Origin of the sequence: Melioribacter sp. (genome assembly GCF_049325435.1) — a bacterium.
Classification (GTDB): domain Bacteria; phylum Bacteroidota; class Ignavibacteria; order Ignavibacteriales; family Melioribacteraceae; genus Melioribacter; species Melioribacter roseus.
In genome coordinates, this window is record NZ_JBMOLD010000013.1 from 316,588 (window position 1) to 333,352 (window position 16,765).

Sequence of the window (16,765 nt, forward strand, 5' to 3'; positions counted from 1 at the left end):
AAATAAATGCGAATGATTACTTTTTAACAACGAAGTAAAAATAGTTAACCCAACCTGAACCATCATCCTCTTTTAGTTTAACATCTACTGTTTCTGCATTTTTACTTTCAATCAAATTAATTATTTCTAACTTAGGTATTCCATGCATCTCACTTTTTGCGGTTGTTCGATATCTTATTTTTCTGTATTTATTTAAATGCCATACAGGAAGTATTTTTTTATAACCAAGTATAATATTGGTGTTGTCTTGTTCATCGGGAAATGGACATTTTGCCCAAAAACTAAGGTGTAAAATTACGCATCGAATTACTTTTACAAGATAAAAACATTCTTCGGATTTCTCAAGAATATAGAAAGTGACTGTGTCGTTTTTGACAAATCCTACGAAAGTTATTTGTTGGCCGCTTAGCAATTCGATTCCTAAATTCATGCGACCTTCTCCAAAGCCTTCTCTATGGTCAACTCTACGTCATATCCGGTCATGCTGCTGTGTAATTCATGATGGACAACATAACGGCTGACTCCATCTAATACCGTCATCAGTAAAGTTGTCCACTGCGCTTTCAAAAAGCTGCTTCCAACGATAAAATACATTGGGATGGATGTCATAGTTCTCGCTAATGGTGGAGATCGGCATTTGATTCTCCAGATGTTCCCGTAAAATACGAACCTTTTGCTCGGCTGAAAACTTGCGTCTGGAACTGGACATTTTGCCCCCTTTCTGTTTTTCCTTTTAACTTATATCACAACTTAGCAAAAGTCCAATTCCATCTAAAGCATAACATCTTATATCTTTTTTATCCAATTGCTTTTCCTTGTTTTATAAATATTCCCTTTGTTTCTAAGTCTTCCCCCCTCCACATATTTCAATTTGTAATCTGCAATTTGTAATCTGTAATTTGTAATCTGTAATATTTTACTTATAATTTTTTCTGAAACATTTTACACTGTTATTTCAAAGTATCAGTTAGAGATTACAATAATTTTTAACAATAGATAAAAACTTAGAAAAGTCAGATAGCCTATTGTTTACTATATCGGTCAGAATGTTTAAGTCCAATGACAGATACTCGTGACTAAGTCGATTTCTATATCCAGCCATTTTGTTCAATAATATTTTATCTTCTTCACTAATAATATCATGTTTAAATAGAATATCACTTATATCGGTGTAATAATCCCATCTTTCATTAAAATCAGCAGAAACAATGTGCGCCAGCATATCAAATAAATTCTGGATCAACAAATATATCCCTCTCTCTAATATCCATAGTAAGTCTTTATCTGTTTTTATTTTATCGACAGTAACATTTTTATATTTTTTTAGATTCTCAAGGTCTTCAATAAACAAGGAAATATGTTTTTCTATAATTTCTAAATCAGGCATTTTTAATTTTTTCTGTTAAATAATATCTTCTAATTTTTCTTAAATGCGCAGTGTCAATATACATTTTACGTATATAATTTTCATAATTGATCCGTTTACGTTCATTTTTACTGAAGAGTAAAATTCCTTCGTTAATTATTTTTTTTTGAATATACAATTCTGCATTATTCATTACAATGAAATCAATATTTTTTCTTACAAGTATATTAAGTTGGCTGATCATTCCGCTTTCGTATCCGTATGGAAATTTCATCAAATCATTCTTATCAAAATTATCGGAAAGATAAACAGCAACATCTATATCGTGATAATACTCCTTTGCCACAAAAGAACCAAAAATGTAGGCAAAGATAACCTCGTCTCTTTCTCTAAGATATTCTGTAATCTTATTTTTAATTTGTTTTTTTTCCAATGCCATATACTTGACTACTTTTGAAAATCAATACTATAATTACTCTAAATTCTACAATAATTCAATAACCTTTTGTTTTCTTGGTTCTTTGGTTCTTAGTTTGTTGGTTCTTAGTTTATTAGTTCTTGGTTAATTGGAAGTGGATTTAAGATATTTTATGAATCCACCTATTAATTTTTTTGTTGTTGAAACTTTTTCTTTTAATTCGTCAAACTCAGTTTTTGTTATATACTCTAAATCCAAAGCTACATATAGTAGAGATTCGACTTCTGAAGCAGACCTATAAGAATAATTCATAAAATTTATAAATGTCTTATTAGAGTTACTATCAAAACCTTCTGCAATATTACTCATAATTGAAACTACAGCCCGTTGAATTTGATCCTTCAATCTATAATCCTTAGCAAACTTATTATTTTTTGTAACAGTATAAACATCCTTAACTAATTCTCTAGCAAGTTTCCAAGATTCAATATCAGTAAATGACTCAATTTTCATATCCTCTCAACTAAAAAACCCCGAACTAAGAACCTTGAACTAAGAACAAAGAAACTTTGAACCAAGAACTCCGAACCCCGAACACTATCCCTCTTTTGAAGGTTGCCTATCCAATAAGTTAATTTGTAATTTTTAATTTATAATTTGTAATTTACAATCTGTAATTTGTAATCTGTAATTTTTTTATATCAAGCCGAAAGTAAAAATTCAATCCTCCCATAAAATAGTCAATACAGCGTTGTAATTAGTTAGATATATATTTTGTTCATTAAGATAAAAATTTCTTCTGTAAAATTTATCTTGTAAAAACCAGGCATCGGCTAAAATTTTATTAACATTTTTATCCATAATGCCTTCGTTAAAATAGTCATAGCAATAAGAATTTCCATTAACCGGCGTTCCAGGTGGCAACCACTTAAACCTGAAATCCTTATTTAGTACACTCCAGACTACCTTTTTATTTTTAGATAAAATAACAGCGGAGGGATATTTGCCAATCTCTGCATATCTAATTGCTGCTGAGAGCAGTGAAGTATTAAAATATTCACACATATCTTTTATTAAATCGGCACCGGGGATTCTCTTTGCAGTGAATTCCCATACCCATTCATCTTTCATTAATAGTTCAGATGCAAAAGCATTGGCATCTTTTTCAAATTCTTTTTTAGAATTTATACCTAACAAGTCCGATGCTGTACAGCTGGTAAAATTTTTATTTCTTTCGTTAATAAAATGACCGATTTCGTGTGCAATAACAAAATTTCGTTGCCCTTTATCTTTCAACTTGGAACTTATCTTAATTATACCGCAATTATCGGATTTATGTATTCTTGCAGTGTGCGATCTTATATCACCTTCCTCAATAAAAAGATTTTTATAAGCTGCTATTTTTTCCAGATCAATATGCTCAGGTTTTGTTATGCAGCACTCACGGAGTAATTTTCTGGCATTAGCACGGGCTAACAGGCTCATTTTTATTTTAAGTCAATATTCTCTTTGAGAATTTTAAGTTTATTCTCGTCATTAAGAATATCCTGAATATCCTCCGGTGTTAATGAACCTAATTTGTTGAACTGTAATTGTAATTGTTTTTCCAGCTTATCATCACTTACTTCGATATGTAATTTATCTTTAATAGTGATTAATAAGTCTTTAAATTTTTTTATTTTTTCCTGGCTTTCTTGATAAATTAAATCTCTCTTTATATCGTTTATTTTATCCAATACTCTCTGACTGAAATTGTCATAATCAATTCCTGCTTCTTGAAGTTCTTTATCAATTTCTTCAATTGTAAGCTGCTCAGGATCAGCAAAAATATCGGCGAGTATTTCGTACTCCCTGCGATGCATATCTTCACCTCTTTTTTTTTATTTTCTTTCTAATTAATTATTATAGTCTTCTTCTTTGAAGATTTTCTTTAAGCATCTTTTAATACGTTTTTTTACTGCATCTACTTTATCGGGGGGAATACCATACTCTGCTTCCATTTCTTTAGGTGTTCTTCCTTCGAGAATGAGTTCGAAAACAAGTCCCATCTCGGTGTCCTCTTGAAGTACTTCACGACACCTTTCAATAAGGTCCTTATTTTCATAAAGCAATTCGATTTGCTGTTTGGATTTATCGTGTGCATTTTCCAGGGCATCAATTGAAATGCCTTGCTTTTGATTTATTATTATATCATCCACCTTTTTATTATCCATTCCCTCTGCAAGGTGCGAGACAACACTTTTTATACAAGATCTTACAAATGCTTCAACCGGTACCTCTTCAGTATTCCACTTACGCTTTCCATTAATAGCGCTAAATATTATTTCAGAAACAATATCCTCAGGTGTTTTATAATATTCCCTTTTATTGATTTTATAGAATATTAATTGCTTTACACAATAAAATAACCATCTTTCAGGTATACCTTTTTCTGATTTAAAAATCTCTTCGAATATTTCAAGCGCACTTTGGTTTATTTGAACATCCTTTTCCAATTATAACTCTAAACATTATTAAAAGATACTATATATACCGCTCAAAAATTATTTTTCGCCATTTTTATTTTTTTAATGGTCCCCGGCGAATTTCTCCATCCTATAGGTATTTAGAGTGAACAAAAAAATTATTTTAATGGTAATATACTCAATAATTAAACATTTGGATTTATATAGAAGAATTGAATTTCTTCGCTCTGGTATAGAGTCTTTTCAAACTCGTATAAAAGTCGAGTTAAAGTCGTATGAAAGTCGTCTTTGCTCAGATGGAACAGTAATATCACCTGCCATCCATCTGGAGATGTCTTATTATATAAAACACAGGGCACCGCCTTTGAGTAATGAGTAATGCAATATGTTCAATGTTAGATGTTCAATGTTAAATCACAAATCATTATTTACATAATTAATAGGAGGAAAATTATGGCACAATTGGATAAAAAATTCTTTGGAAAACTTAAAGGCTCACTTGGGGATATTGTATTCCGTTCGCGTAATGATAAAAATTATATTGCTCATAAGCCAGTATCATACACACCACCTGATACCCCAGAGTTCAGAGAACGCATTAGTAAATTCAGACTTGCAGTAAAACTCGCCTCAGCAATCTATTCATTTGAATCTCTCAAAAAATTGTGGAAATCAGTAGTTCCATCAGGTGCTTCACCTTTTTCTCATCTTGTTAAGATCAATTATCCGTTTGTGCTGGATAATGACCTTAGCAATATGATTATAATGACACCGAGATCATCTTTTGGTGTAAAACTGCAAAGTCTTACATTAAATAATGATGCTCTTGATATTGAATTGGCTCCTCTTACGGACCTTTCAAATGTTAATCCGGATATTGAAAAGAAAATTCAGATTCTGGTTGTGGTATTTCTTCAGCAACCTTTGAATTCAACTTTACCAGATTATGATTTTCTAAAAGTATCATCGGTTAAGACTTCAATAAACCTCAATGACCCGATTACATTCAATATCCCGTTACTTACAGCAGACAGCGAAATTTTGGTAAACTACACAAACAGAAAAGTGATTTTTACTGCTATTACGTTTGATGAGAATGAAGATGAAATCCAGTTTAGTTCAACAATTAATTATACTGTTGTTTAATTCAAAGCTCTTTTTAATTCTATTATACGACTTAACAATACCTGCCCCAATCTTTATAGTGCGGGGCAGTTATTAATGCTTTTTTCATGTTATTTCTTTGTTTATTCGTTCTTTGTTTATTTGTTCTTTGTTATTTGGTTCTTTGTTCTTGGTTAGTTTGTTCTTTTTACCAACTAATCAACTCCGAACCTTGAACTACGAACAAAGTAACTTTGAACTAAGAACATTGAACTAAGAACCTTGAACAAAGAACTAAGCAACTTTGAACCAAGAACTCCGAACCCCGAACATTGAACTTTGAACTAAGAACTAAAAAACTTTGAACTAAGAACCCCGAACCACGAACAATATTTGATCCTCAATCAGTTAATCTATTCAAGAGAATACTACTTCTTTATCATCGATCATACTAGTAAACGTATTTAAGATAAATTCTTTTCCACCTTGTATTTCCAATAAAACAGGTTCACCATCTTTTGCAAAATGGATAATAATAGGTCCTTCTTCCTCAGCATATTCAATTGGTTTATCTGAAAATTCAATAATTAAGATATCGGTTTCTTTATCATATTTAATCTTTTTCATATCTTGATCTCCTACCAGGATACATTGTTATTATTTTTATTTCTTTATCACTTTCTTCATAGACAATCCGTAATACATGATTATCATCCAGCCTCCCTTGTACAACCAATCGATCTTTATATCCGCTCTCAATAATATCCGGTTTTGTAATTATTTTCGTTATTAGATTCTTATCAACAAATATTTTATGGTTACTAAGAATTTTAATTTTATTTAGTGCATGACACGTAAATACAATTTTTTTCACTATTGTTCTTTTTCCCAACTAATCAACTCCGAACCTTGAACCACGAACTAAGAACTTTGAACAAAGAACTAAAAAACTTTGAACTAAATCACTCCACAAAGTGACATGTATCAAACTTCAAAATGAATAAATCAATTTACTTATTTCAGCCGAATAATACTTTCCCAACTCTTTGTATATGTTCTCTTAATTCAGAATTATTAATTTTATTAAAATCGATGATATCAATCTTAAACGGTAGCATTAATTCACTAACATCTACCCTTATCTGGTTTAATTCCTCGTAACTTAATCTATCAGCTATAATTGCAATATCGATATCGGAACCTTTTTTGTAATTACCTTTAGCTCTTGAGCCGAACAATATTATCTTTTTGACCTTTTTATTTTTTATTATCTTATCGACAATAGCTTCCCAATCCCCAGCCGCAACCCCAGATAATTCTACGTAATTATTCATCTTCAGAACCAAATTTCAATTTTATCATAGTTTTTTCAAATTCAATGAACTCAATAAAATATTTATTAACAATTTCGGAAATTATTCCCTCTGCAGTCTCTTTGTCGTAAGTATGTGAAGTTAAATTTCTTGTCTCAATCATCTGCAGCCACAATTTACCGTCATTAATTAAAGCGTATTTAAAACCTTCCTTAACTGCGTCTCTTGAACCTTTGATATTAAAGTTCCCTTGATATTCAAAAAAATCTTTAAGAACATTCCACGCAAGCTCATGTGTGAATTCAAATGCTTTTATAACACCTTGTTTTTCCAAAAGAGATAGTGTACGCTTCTTATATTCATCGATTCCGTCCTTCAATTGTTTTAATGCAAGCTGAAAATTATCAAATCGTTGAATCCATCTTATATCTTTTTTTTCTTTTTTATCCAATTGCTTTTCCTTGTTTTATAAATATTCCCTTTGTTTCTAAGTCTTCCCCCACATATTTCAATCTGTAATTTGTAATCTGTAATTTGTAATCTGTAATTTGTAATTTTTTATAATATCTTCTAATTTTTATTAGTTTTTTTGTTCGTAGTTGTTTTGTTCTTGGTTTGTTTGTTCTTTGTTTTTTTGTTCTTTGTTCTTTGTTATTTGTTCTTTGTTTGTTTGTTCTATGTTTGTTAGTTCGTGGTTTGTTAGTTCTTAGTTGTTTTGTTCTTGGTTGGTTTGTTCTTTTCCCAACTAATCAACTCCAAACCTTGAACCAAGAACATTGAACTACGAACAAAGTAACTTTGAACTAAGAACATTGAACTCCGAACCTTGAACAAAGAACTAAGCAACTTTGAATCAAGAACTCCGAACTCCGAACTAAGCAACTTTGAACAAAGAACTAAGAAACTTTGAACTACGAACAAATTACCTACCACCCATCACCCACAAATCCCCTAATCCCTAACCCCTCATCCCTACCCCACTTCTTCTACCCTCCCATTTTCCAGCCTGTACTTTTTTCCGCTTTTAGGACATACAGCGAATCCACTTTTATCAAATTTTAGTTTAACTCCCGCTTCAGACACCCAGCCGACTAACTTTGCTGGATTTCCTACAACCAGTCCATAATCAGGTACATCTTTTGTTACAACTGCGCCTGCACCAACAAATGCATAACGTCCAATTGTTATGCCGCATATTATTGTACAATTGGCACCCAGACTCGCACCTTCTTTAACCAGAGTTTTAATATAATATTGACTTCCCACCTGCGGATATTTACTGCGCGGATCTTTAATATTTGTAAAGACCATCGAAGGTCCGCAGAAAACATAGTCTTCAAGCGTAACTCCTTCGTAAACAGACACGTTGTTTTGTATTTTGACGTAATTGCCGATAATCACATTGTTACCGACATTTACATTCTGTCCCAACACACAATATTTGCCTATCTTAGCGCCCGACTGAACATGACTGAAATGCCATATTTTAGTTCCTTCTCCTATTTCGACATTATCGTCGACAACCGCGTATTCATTGATGTAGTAATTCATAAGCTTTTAGTTTTATTGTTTTCAACTAGTGTTTTATTAAATATCGGATTAATTCAGATCGATTTCAGAGATTCTTTGTCAGATTCTTGAGATTCTTCATAATGACACTATGATTATAATTTTATTTTCACCGTTGTATTAAGAACTAGAAATGCCGTAACATGTCATTCTGAGGAGTCCCGCTGCAAGCGGGATGACGAAGAATCTGACGGTGTATTTTTTTAATACGAATTTTGTTTTCAGAGATACTTCCCCCGCCGTTGGCGGGGTCAGTATGACACTGCTCTAATAATTTACTTTCACTATTGTATTAAGAACTAAAAAAACGTGACATGTCATTCTGAGAAGTCCCGCTGCAAGCGGGACGACGAAGAATCTAATACCATTCTTTACTTAGGTCCTTCCATTCAGGATTTTCTTTTTCAATTAATTCTATTTTCTTTTTTCTTAGCCATCCTTTAATTTGTTTTTCTCTTTCAATGGCTTTTTTGACATCATTAAATTCTTCGTAATAAATTAACTTTGTAATGTTGTATTTACTTGTGAATCCAGGCATTAATTTATTTTTATGTTCATAGACTCTTCTTATCAAATTATTTGTAATGCCTGTATAGAGAGTTTTACTTTTGTTTGTCATTATGTAAACATAATAACTTTTCATTATTTCAGAGATTCTTCAGAATGACACAATGATTATAATTTTATTTTCACCGTTGTATTAAGAATAAGAAATACTGTACCATGTCATTCTGAAGAGTCCGACACAGACGGATTGACGAAGAATCTGAGTGATATTCGATTTACTCAACTGACCAGGAGATACTTCCCCCGCCGTTGGCGGGGTCAGTATGACACTATGCTACAACTTAGAGTTCTCCTCGCCCTTAGCGGTTAATAATATTTAAGAGTTTGCTTCATCGCTTGTACCGGCTCGCTCCTCGCAAAGACGGATACATAACAATAAGTTTTTTTATTACAAAAAATTACCAAGATTACAAAATTGCGAATTGACAAGATTGGCAAATTACCAAGAACTTCTAAACTCCCAAACCCCAAAACCAATTCATAAATACATTCTCTAAAACTCGATCCCATTCCTGATCTTATATGCCAGTTCAATGGAAGGGCGGGCGTCGTATATGCCGTATCCTTTACCGTCCAATATATCGCGATAAACGACTGTGTGCAGATCGGTAAATCCTTCGGTAAATTCGAGTTCCTCTCCGTCTATTTTAATAGAGCGATATGTTCTTTTTCCGCCGGTTTTAACGCTTTCCGGCAGGTCATCGTAATTAATCGAAAGATTCCATTTGACAAAAGCATTTCGCAGTTCCAATTCACCCCGCATAGAACGTCTGTTGTTTTCGATAAGCCGGGAATGTATCGGCTGACCGAAAATCCAGATCAACATATCGAAAAAGTGAATACCGATATTAGTCGCCACGCCGCCCGATTTTTCAAGGCTTCCTTTCCACGAAAAATCGTACCACAATCCGCGCGATGTTATATAATCGAGACTGATGTCGAATTTGTTACCCGGTTGAGATTTAATAACCGCTTCCGCTTTTCTTTTAAGTTCAATAATCGACGGATGCTTTCTCAGTTGCAATACTGTATAAACCTTTCTACCGGTTTCTTTTTCGACAGTTTCAAGCGCGTCGAGATTCCACGGATTTAATACAAGCGGTTTTTCGCAAATTGCATCCGCCCCTATTCTTAAAGCAAGACGTATATGAGAATCGTGTAAAAAATTCGGCGAGCAAATCGATAGAAAGTTGACGCGCTCCGACTCGGATTTTCTGTGCAGTAAATCGAGATGCCGTTCGAACCGTTCGAATTCAACAAAGAAACTCGCATCGGGGAAATAGCTGTCCAACAGTCCAACAGAATCGTGAGGATCCAATGCGGCTACGAGCGTATTGCCCGTTTCTTTTATTGCTTTCAAATGTCTTGGGGCGATATAGCCCGCTACTCCTGTAATTGCAAAGTTCATTTTTTCGTTCTTGGTTCTTTGTTCTTAGTTTTGGAGTTTTTGGTTCTTTGTTCTTCGTTTTGGGGTTCTTGGTTCTTTGTTATGGGAGTTGTGTTTATTCGATACTTTTTAAATACCTAATAAATCCTCCCAACAAGCTTTTTATTTTTTTAGTACGTTCCAGTATTGGAGTAAATTCATCTTCCTTTATGTATTTAAGATCTAATGCTAAATATAATAAAGACTCTACTTCGGAAGAAGACCGATAAGAATACCGGAGAAAATTAATAAATGATTTAGTGGATCCGCTGTCGAATCCTTCTGCAATATTACTCATTATAGAGACCGCCGCTCTTTGAATTTGGTCTTTAAGTCCGTAGTCTTTATTGAATTTTTCGCCTGAAGTTAGATTGTATATTTCACTTACTAACAATCTGGCTTCTTTCCATGAATCAATATCGGTAAAATCATTTATTTTCATATGAACCTCTTAACCTCAGAACTTTGAACTCCAGCGCTGAACTACGCCTTAAACACATTCCCTTCGTGCAGTCCTTTAATTTTAAATGCATTGCGGGTGTCGAGAATCAATCGGGCATGTTTGCGAATAAATGTGTAGTCGTAGTCGTCATGGTCTGTTGCAAGCAGAACCAAATCATAAAGTTTTATAGTGTCTTTTCTCAGTTCAACAGAATGCATGTCGAATTTATATCTTCTTGTGGGCGGCAGCTTTGGTACATAGGGATCGTTGTAATCGATTTCCGCGCCGCGTTCCCGCAACAGTTCGATTAATTTTAATGAAGGAGATTCTCTCATATCGTCAACATTCTTTTTGTATGCAACGCCCAGTATTAGAATTTTACTTCCTTTGATCGCTTTGTAATTTTCGTTTAATACTTCTATAGCTCTTTCAACGACGTAATAAGGTTGAAACGTATTTACTTCGCCCGCCAATTCGATGAATTTGGTGTTGATTTCATATTCGCGCGCTTTCCATGTCAGATAAAACGGATCGATCGGAATGCAATGCCCGCCGAGACCCGGACCCGGATAGAACGCCTGAAATCCGAACGGTTTTGTTTTAGCGGCGTCTATCACTTCCCATATATCGATATTCATCTTTTCGAATACAACCTTCAACTCGTTTACAAGCGCGATATTGACGGAACGATAAATATTTTCAAGGAGTTTCGCCGCTTCAGCCACGCGCGGAGACGATACGGGCACCGTAGTTTTAACTACCTTTCCGTAAAGCGCTACGGCAAGTTCGCGACAACTATCCGTAACGCCTCCCACAATTTTCGGTATTGTGCTTGTAGTAAAATCTTTATTGCCGGGGTCTTCCCTTTCCGGACTGAACGCCAGGAAGAAGTCCTTGCCGACGGTGTAAGAATCAGTTACCGGGGATTGAGGATTAGGGGTTAGTGAATTTTGAACTTGCGGCGCAGTTTCGAATAACGGCAATAAAATTTCTTCGGTCGTACCGGGATAGGTAGTGCTTTCGAGCGTTATTAACTGCCCTTTTCGCAGATGTTGTTGGATTGTTTCGGCAGTCGCTCTAACGTATTTCATATCCGGTTCCCGATGCTCATCCAGTGGAGTGGGGACGCAAATAATAACTGCGTCGCATTCTTTCAATCTTGAAAAATCCGAGGTAGCTTTGAATTTCTGTTTCTTGAGAATATCTTTAATCAATTTCGAATCGATATGTTTGATATAACTTTTACCTTCGTTCAATAAAGGTATCTTGTTTTCATCGACGTCGAAACCGATAACTTCGAATCCGTTATTGGCAAAAGCCAGAGTAAGAGGCAAACCGACATATCCCATACCGATAATGCCGATAATCGCTTTTCCGTTTTCAATTTTTTCAAGAAGTCCCTTTTTGTAATTCATTTATCCCTCGTTAGTTTGATTGTTAATGGTCATTAACTTATCGTCGATTGTTTACGCGTACTTAGCAAGTTTTTTATTACCAAATTACCAAGATTGGCAAGATTGCAAAATTACAAATTACCAAGAACTAAGAACCTCAAAACTCCCAAACCCCGAAATCACGAACCCAAAAGACGGGACGACGAAAAATATTTATGTCAGAGATTCTTCACCCGTCTACGACGGGATTCAGAATGACAACATGATAATTTTTGTACATTAAACGTTGTATGATGGACACGAAATGCAACATTATGTCATTCTGAGGAATCCCGCTGCAAGCGGGATGACGAAGAATCTAAGTGATATTTGATTTACTTAACTGACCAGGAGATACTTCCCCCGCCGTTGGCGGGGTCAGTATGACAGATCACTAATCCCTGACCCCTAATCCCCGATCCCTAACTCTGAGGAATCCGACAGAGGCTGTATCGACGAATCTGTATGTCTGAGATACTTCGCCCGCTAAAGCGGGACTCAGTATGACAGTCACTAATCCCTAACCCCCATTCACTAATCCCTAGTCCCTGACCCCTAATCCCTAAACAACACAGCTCCGCCACGTGAGTCACATGGCTCTGTAAAATTACATAAAAATAACCGTTTAACCGAAGTCAAATTAACAGTACTGTCCCGATCAAACGGTCAACATAAACTTTTTATTAACGTATCGGAATATTGCCTTCAACTAGTGTATATATTGCCCTTTCAGTATATTCAGCCCTAACCAAACTTGTATGCAAATATAAAACATTTATTTATCAAACGAAAAAGAATCTGGCATTAATTTTAAGTTAACAATCAAAGTAAATGCCATGTTCAAAATATATTCAGTAATCAGTCGCCGAGTTTCAATATTATGTTTTCTTTTTTCCTCTTTTCGAGCGCTTCGGATTTTAACGTTGATTTGAACAAGTCAAAAACGCTCAGATTATCCTTTTCTATTTTAAAAGTTTCTTTTTCATCTGTGCGTTCCGATTTAAAGTCGATCTTATTTTTGTCTACAGACGGTTTATTCAAAACATCGGCTGTTCGACTTTCTTCTCTTAGATTACCAAGTTCGTTTTCGGTATCATGAGCGGCGGATTCCTCGTCTTTAAAAGCGGGATCGAGAGCAAAAACCGCCAGCGCAAAGATTTTATCGTTTTGATTTTTCGCTTCGGAGGCGCGCATATCGAAACTGTAAATTTCGGTATAATTGCTTCCTCTGCCGATATTGGTAAGTCCAACCTGTTGAATCTTAAATCTGAATTGATCGACGGGCTTGACGAATTTAAGATGCGGTAAATCTTTAATTGCATATACGGGGTCGAAATAAATCAATTCAACGGCGCCGTCGATTTCAAGGAAGAACCCGTATTTTGTAGAATAAGCGTCGAGTTGAGGGTCGTTGGACAAGAGCCTGTAGACAATAAGATTCTTGGCTACAGGCTCTTTAACAATATTGCATACTTCGGTATAGCCTATCGGTTTGGGTTGTTTAACCGGCTCCCTTTTATATATAATCCTGAAATTATCGTCCCTGTCGAAACGGTTCTGCGAATAAATCAGTATGTCTTTTCCTCGAACGTCGAGCGTTTCCAAATACATAATTTTCTAAGCCCATCTGATTAAACCAAGTTCGAACTGGTTGATCAGCAATTCGTGTTTCGGAAGAATACGCAACGTAAAACCGAACTGTCCGGTATTGACGCATTCAATTTCTCCGCGATATGTATATCTGTTGTCTTTCGATTTTTTCGGAACGTAAGTCATCGTCACGAAATTTTTATCTTTTTCTCCGTTATCTATTTTACCGTAATAAATCTGAACGTCGATATCTTTAGGCGTAAGGTCTCCGAGTTCCACTTCCGCCGTTATCGGGTATTTATTGCCTACTTTCAATTCAACGCCTTTAAGTTCTTCTGCAATGCTTATGAATTTAACATTGCTCCAGTTTTGATATACTTTTTGTTTCCAGGCGGAAAATTCTTTTGCTTTTTTCCATTTATTATTCATCAGCAATAGGCGTTTTTCGTAGGCTTTGAAATAGAAGCGTTCGGAATATTCGCGAACCATGCGATGCGTATTGAAAAACGGTCCGAGAGCGCGCATTGAATTTTTCATCATTGCAATCCAGCCGCGGGGGAGTTTGTCTTCGCCTCTGTTATAGAAAAGAGGAATAATTTCCTTTTCGATCATTTCATAGATTAGTCGCGATTCCACTTCGTCCTGGTAGTCGAGATTTTCATATTCTTCGCCGTTGCCTATTTTCCATCCGACTTCGTGATTATAAGCTTCGTCCCACCAGCCGTCGAGCACGCTCAGATTCAATCCGCCGTTTGCAATTACTTTCATGCCGGAAGTGCCGCTGGCTTCGAGAGGTCTGCGCGGATTATTCAGCCAGACGTCGCATCCTTCAACCATATAACGCGCGACATTCATATCGTAGTTTTCGATGAAAACTATCTTCTTGCGCAATGACGGTTCTTTTGTCATTGCTATCACTTCCTGAATCAGTTTTTTACCTTCCTCGTCTTTAGGGTGAGCTTTGCCTGCAAAGATCAACTGAACGGGATAATCGGGATTGCATAAAATACTTTCGAGGCGTTCTATATCCCTGAAAATCAAATTGGCTCTTTTATATGTGGCAAACCTGCGGGCAAATCCGATAGTCAATGCCTGAGCGTCGAGCACTTCCTTTGCGGCGTTTATTTCCGAAGCCGAGCCGCCGCGTTGCATAATCTGTTTTTTCAAACGGTTGCGCGCAAATGCGACGAGTCTTTCGCGCCGTCTTTCGTGCGTACGCCACAATTCTTCGTCAGGAATTTCGTCGATTCTTTTCCATACTTCTTCATCGGAAGGGTCGCGGTTGAATTTTTCTCCCAGATAACGGTAGAGCAATTCGTACATATCGTTCGACAGATGCGAATGAATATGAACTCCGTTTGTAACGTGTTCAATCGGAATTTCGTCGAACGGAATATCCGGGAATCCGCTCTGCCACATTTTTTTGGATACCTGTCCGTGTAATTTACTTACGCCGTTTACGAATCCCGCCATATTCATTGCCAGATGCGCCATATTGAAATTTGTCGGCGGTTTGTCTTTAACAATCGTTCCGAGTTTGTAAAAGGTTTTATCGTCGATCTGTAGTTCGTTTCTGTAATAAGCGCCGAAATATTTTTCCATCAAATCATTCGGGAAAATGTCGATTCCGGCGGGCACCGGAGTATGCGTGGTAAAAATATTGGAATGGAAATTTATGTCTTTAGCTTCGTTGAACGATAGTCCGTATAATTTTATTAAAAGTCGAATTCTTTCGAGCGACAGAAAAGCCGAATGTCCTTCGTTCATATGGCAAACCAGCGGGCGCAGTTCCATGGCATGTAGAGCGCGGATGCCTCCGATACCCAATACGATTTCCTGCTGTATACGCGTTTCGATATTTCCGCCGTAGAGAGTGCGCGTAATCTTTCTGTCTTCCTCCCTGTTCTCGGGCACATTCGTATCGAGAAGATATAGCGGTATTCTTCCGATTTCGATTTTCCAGATCTGGAAATAAACTTTTCTGCCGGGGAAGTCGAGTTCTATTTTGAGCGGCGTATTATCCTTATTAGTAATAAGCGTCATCGGTTGATTGTAGAAATCGGTAATCTCGTACCTCTCCTGCTGCCAGCCGTCGTTCGTAAGGTACTGCTGGAAATATCCTTCCTTGTAGCAAAGTCCTACTGCTACAAGCGGAATTCCGAGGTCGCTGGAAGACTTGAGATGGTCTCCGGAGAGCACGCCGAGGCCGCCCGAATAAATTTGCAAAGATTCTGTTAATCCGTACTCGGCGGAAAAATATGCAATTACATTTTCATTACCGTAATTATAATTTTTTTGATACCAAGTCTTTTCTTCTTTATAAACTTTGAGTTGAGTATAGACTCTGTCCATATGCGCCAGAAAGCTGTCGTCGGCCGCAACGTCGTTCAATCTTTTTTGACTTATTTTTCCGAGCATCAATACAGGATTATGATACGTCTCTTCCCACAATTGCGGGTCGAGTCTTCTCAACAAATCGATTGCGTCGTAATTCCATGTCCAGAAAAGATTGTAAACAATTTCCCTGAGCGGTTCGAGTTTCTTCGGCAACGAAGGTATTACATTAAATCTGCCAATATAGTTGACCATTTATTTTTCCCTTTAACTTGCTTTTATAAATAACGGTATTCAATTTAATAAATTTTTTTTTAACAATGACAAGACAAAATATGGTTATTTGTCGATATTGTTCTGTTGAAATTTTATCCTAATGCGCTTTTGCGCGGATGACGAAGAAAACTCTTAAATATTTTTTGACCGCAAAGGGCGCGGAGATCGCGAAGGTATTTACCTCGCTGTCATTCTGAATCCCGTCGAAGACGGGTGAAGAATCTCTAAAATACAGATTCTTCGTCGTCCCGTCTACGTCGGGACTCCTCAGAATGACAAGTTACAGTATTCCTTATTTTTAATGTATCGGTGAAAGTAAAATTATAATCATTTTGTGATTCTGAAGAATCTCTGACACACAGATTTTTCGTCGTTACCATCACTGTCGGATCTCGTTATAGTGTAGGGGTCAGGGATTAGGGGTTAGGGACTGGGGGTTAGGGATTAGTGTACTGTCATACT

At 36.1% G+C, this 16,765-nt stretch carries 20 protein-coding genes; 1 reads left to right on the plus strand and 19 read right to left on the minus strand.

Annotated features, from left to right (window positions below; all coding sequences use genetic code 11):
* Window positions 1-16: 16 nt before the first annotated feature.
* From ACOYVE_RS10385 to ACOYVE_RS10420, 8 genes are all read right to left on the minus strand, one after another.
* A complete protein-coding gene (locus tag ACOYVE_RS10385) occupies window positions 17-430 on the minus strand; it encodes a hypothetical protein (protein ID WP_422881819.1) in 414 nt (137 codons plus the stop codon).
* Window positions 431-496: 66 nt separating this feature from the next.
* Window positions 497-709 (minus strand): transposase, encoded by a 213-nt coding sequence (locus tag ACOYVE_RS10390; protein ID WP_422881820.1) that lies wholly within the window; start codon window positions 707-709, stop codon window positions 497-499.
* Between the two features lie 258 nt (window positions 710-967).
* Window positions 968-1,387, minus strand: a complete 420-nt coding sequence (gene hepT, locus ACOYVE_RS10395) for a type VII toxin-antitoxin system HepT family RNase toxin (RefSeq protein WP_422881821.1) — start codon at window positions 1,385-1,387, stop codon at window positions 968-970.
* Window positions 1,380-1,805, minus strand: a complete 426-nt coding sequence (mntA, locus tag ACOYVE_RS10400; protein WP_422881823.1) for a type VII toxin-antitoxin system MntA family adenylyltransferase antitoxin — start codon at window positions 1,803-1,805, stop codon at window positions 1,380-1,382. The genes hepT and mntA overlap by 8 nt, the downstream gene beginning before the upstream one ends.
* A gap of 123 nt (window positions 1,806-1,928) precedes the next feature.
* On the minus strand, window positions 1,929-2,297 hold the full coding sequence (locus ACOYVE_RS10405; RefSeq protein ID WP_422881824.1) for a four helix bundle protein: 369 nt from the start codon (window positions 2,295-2,297) through the stop codon (window positions 1,929-1,931).
* Between the two features lie 207 nt (window positions 2,298-2,504).
* Window positions 2,505-3,269 (minus strand): ImmA/IrrE family metallo-endopeptidase, encoded by a 765-nt coding sequence (locus ACOYVE_RS10410; protein WP_422881826.1) that lies wholly within the window; start codon window positions 3,267-3,269, stop codon window positions 2,505-2,507.
* A gap of 2 nt (window positions 3,270-3,271) precedes the next feature.
* The gene (locus ACOYVE_RS10415) at window positions 3,272-3,646 is read right to left on the minus strand and encodes a hypothetical protein (protein WP_422881827.1); all 375 of its coding nucleotides are present in this window, start codon (window positions 3,644-3,646) and stop codon (window positions 3,272-3,274) included.
* 33 nt (window positions 3,647-3,679) lie between these two features.
* Window positions 3,680-4,279, minus strand: a complete 600-nt coding sequence (locus tag ACOYVE_RS10420) for a hypothetical protein (protein WP_422881829.1) — start codon at window positions 4,277-4,279, stop codon at window positions 3,680-3,682.
* A 423-nt stretch (window positions 4,280-4,702) separates the two neighbouring features.
* Between ACOYVE_RS10420 and ACOYVE_RS10425 the strand changes: the two genes are divergently transcribed.
* Window positions 4,703-5,395, plus strand: a complete 693-nt coding sequence (locus ACOYVE_RS10425) for a hypothetical protein (protein WP_422881831.1) — start codon at window positions 4,703-4,705, stop codon at window positions 5,393-5,395.
* Between the two features lie 375 nt (window positions 5,396-5,770).
* Here ACOYVE_RS10425 and ACOYVE_RS10430 read toward each other — a convergent pair whose 3' ends face one another.
* The 11 genes from ACOYVE_RS10430 to glgP all read right to left on the minus strand — a co-directional run bounded on the left by ACOYVE_RS10430 (window position 5,771) and on the right by glgP (window position 16,282).
* A complete protein-coding gene (locus tag ACOYVE_RS10430) occupies window positions 5,771-5,980 on the minus strand; it encodes a DUF2283 domain-containing protein (protein WP_422881832.1) in 210 nt (69 codons plus the stop codon).
* Complete coding sequence (locus tag ACOYVE_RS10435) at window positions 5,967-6,245, minus strand: DUF4258 domain-containing protein (RefSeq protein ID WP_422881834.1); 279 nt, start codon at window positions 6,243-6,245, stop codon at window positions 5,967-5,969. The genes ACOYVE_RS10430 and ACOYVE_RS10435 overlap by 14 nt, the downstream gene beginning before the upstream one ends.
* A gap of 127 nt (window positions 6,246-6,372) precedes the next feature.
* The gene (locus ACOYVE_RS10440; protein WP_422881836.1) at window positions 6,373-6,687 is read right to left on the minus strand and encodes a nucleotidyltransferase domain-containing protein; all 315 of its coding nucleotides are present in this window, start codon (window positions 6,685-6,687) and stop codon (window positions 6,373-6,375) included.
* Window positions 6,680-7,117, minus strand: a complete 438-nt coding sequence (locus ACOYVE_RS10445) for a nucleotidyltransferase substrate binding protein (RefSeq protein WP_422881838.1) — start codon at window positions 7,115-7,117, stop codon at window positions 6,680-6,682. The genes ACOYVE_RS10440 and ACOYVE_RS10445 overlap by 8 nt, the downstream gene beginning before the upstream one ends.
* Window positions 7,118-7,638: 521 nt before the next feature.
* Window positions 7,639-8,217 (minus strand): DapH/DapD/GlmU-related protein, encoded by a 579-nt coding sequence (locus ACOYVE_RS10450; protein WP_422881840.1) that lies wholly within the window; start codon window positions 8,215-8,217, stop codon window positions 7,639-7,641.
* Between the two features lie 376 nt (window positions 8,218-8,593).
* Window positions 8,594-8,878 carry a GIY-YIG nuclease family protein gene (locus ACOYVE_RS10455; RefSeq protein ID WP_014857347.1) on the minus strand — a complete coding sequence of 95 codons (285 nt, stop codon included), beginning with the start codon at window positions 8,876-8,878 and terminating at the stop codon, window positions 8,594-8,596.
* A 417-nt stretch (window positions 8,879-9,295) separates the two neighbouring features.
* Window positions 9,296-10,210: a Gfo/Idh/MocA family protein gene (locus ACOYVE_RS10460; protein WP_422881842.1), complete on the minus strand. Its 915-nt coding sequence runs from the start codon at window positions 10,208-10,210 to the stop codon at window positions 9,296-9,298.
* A gap of 94 nt (window positions 10,211-10,304) precedes the next feature.
* Window positions 10,305-10,670, minus strand: coding sequence for a four helix bundle protein (locus ACOYVE_RS10465; protein ID WP_422881843.1), 366 nt, complete (start codon window positions 10,668-10,670; stop codon window positions 10,305-10,307).
* A 41-nt stretch (window positions 10,671-10,711) separates the two neighbouring features.
* On the minus strand, window positions 10,712-12,085 hold the full coding sequence (locus ACOYVE_RS10470; RefSeq protein ID WP_422881844.1) for a nucleotide sugar dehydrogenase: 1,374 nt from the start codon (window positions 12,083-12,085) through the stop codon (window positions 10,712-10,714).
* Window positions 12,086-12,961: 876 nt separating this feature from the next.
* Window positions 12,962-13,714: a hypothetical protein gene (locus ACOYVE_RS10475; protein ID WP_422881846.1), complete on the minus strand. Its 753-nt coding sequence runs from the start codon at window positions 13,712-13,714 to the stop codon at window positions 12,962-12,964.
* Window positions 13,715-13,720: 6 nt separating this feature from the next.
* Window positions 13,721-16,282, minus strand: a complete 2,562-nt coding sequence (glgP, locus tag ACOYVE_RS10480; RefSeq protein ID WP_014857352.1) for an alpha-glucan family phosphorylase — start codon at window positions 16,280-16,282, stop codon at window positions 13,721-13,723.
* Between the last annotated feature and the right edge of the window lie 483 nt (window positions 16,283-16,765).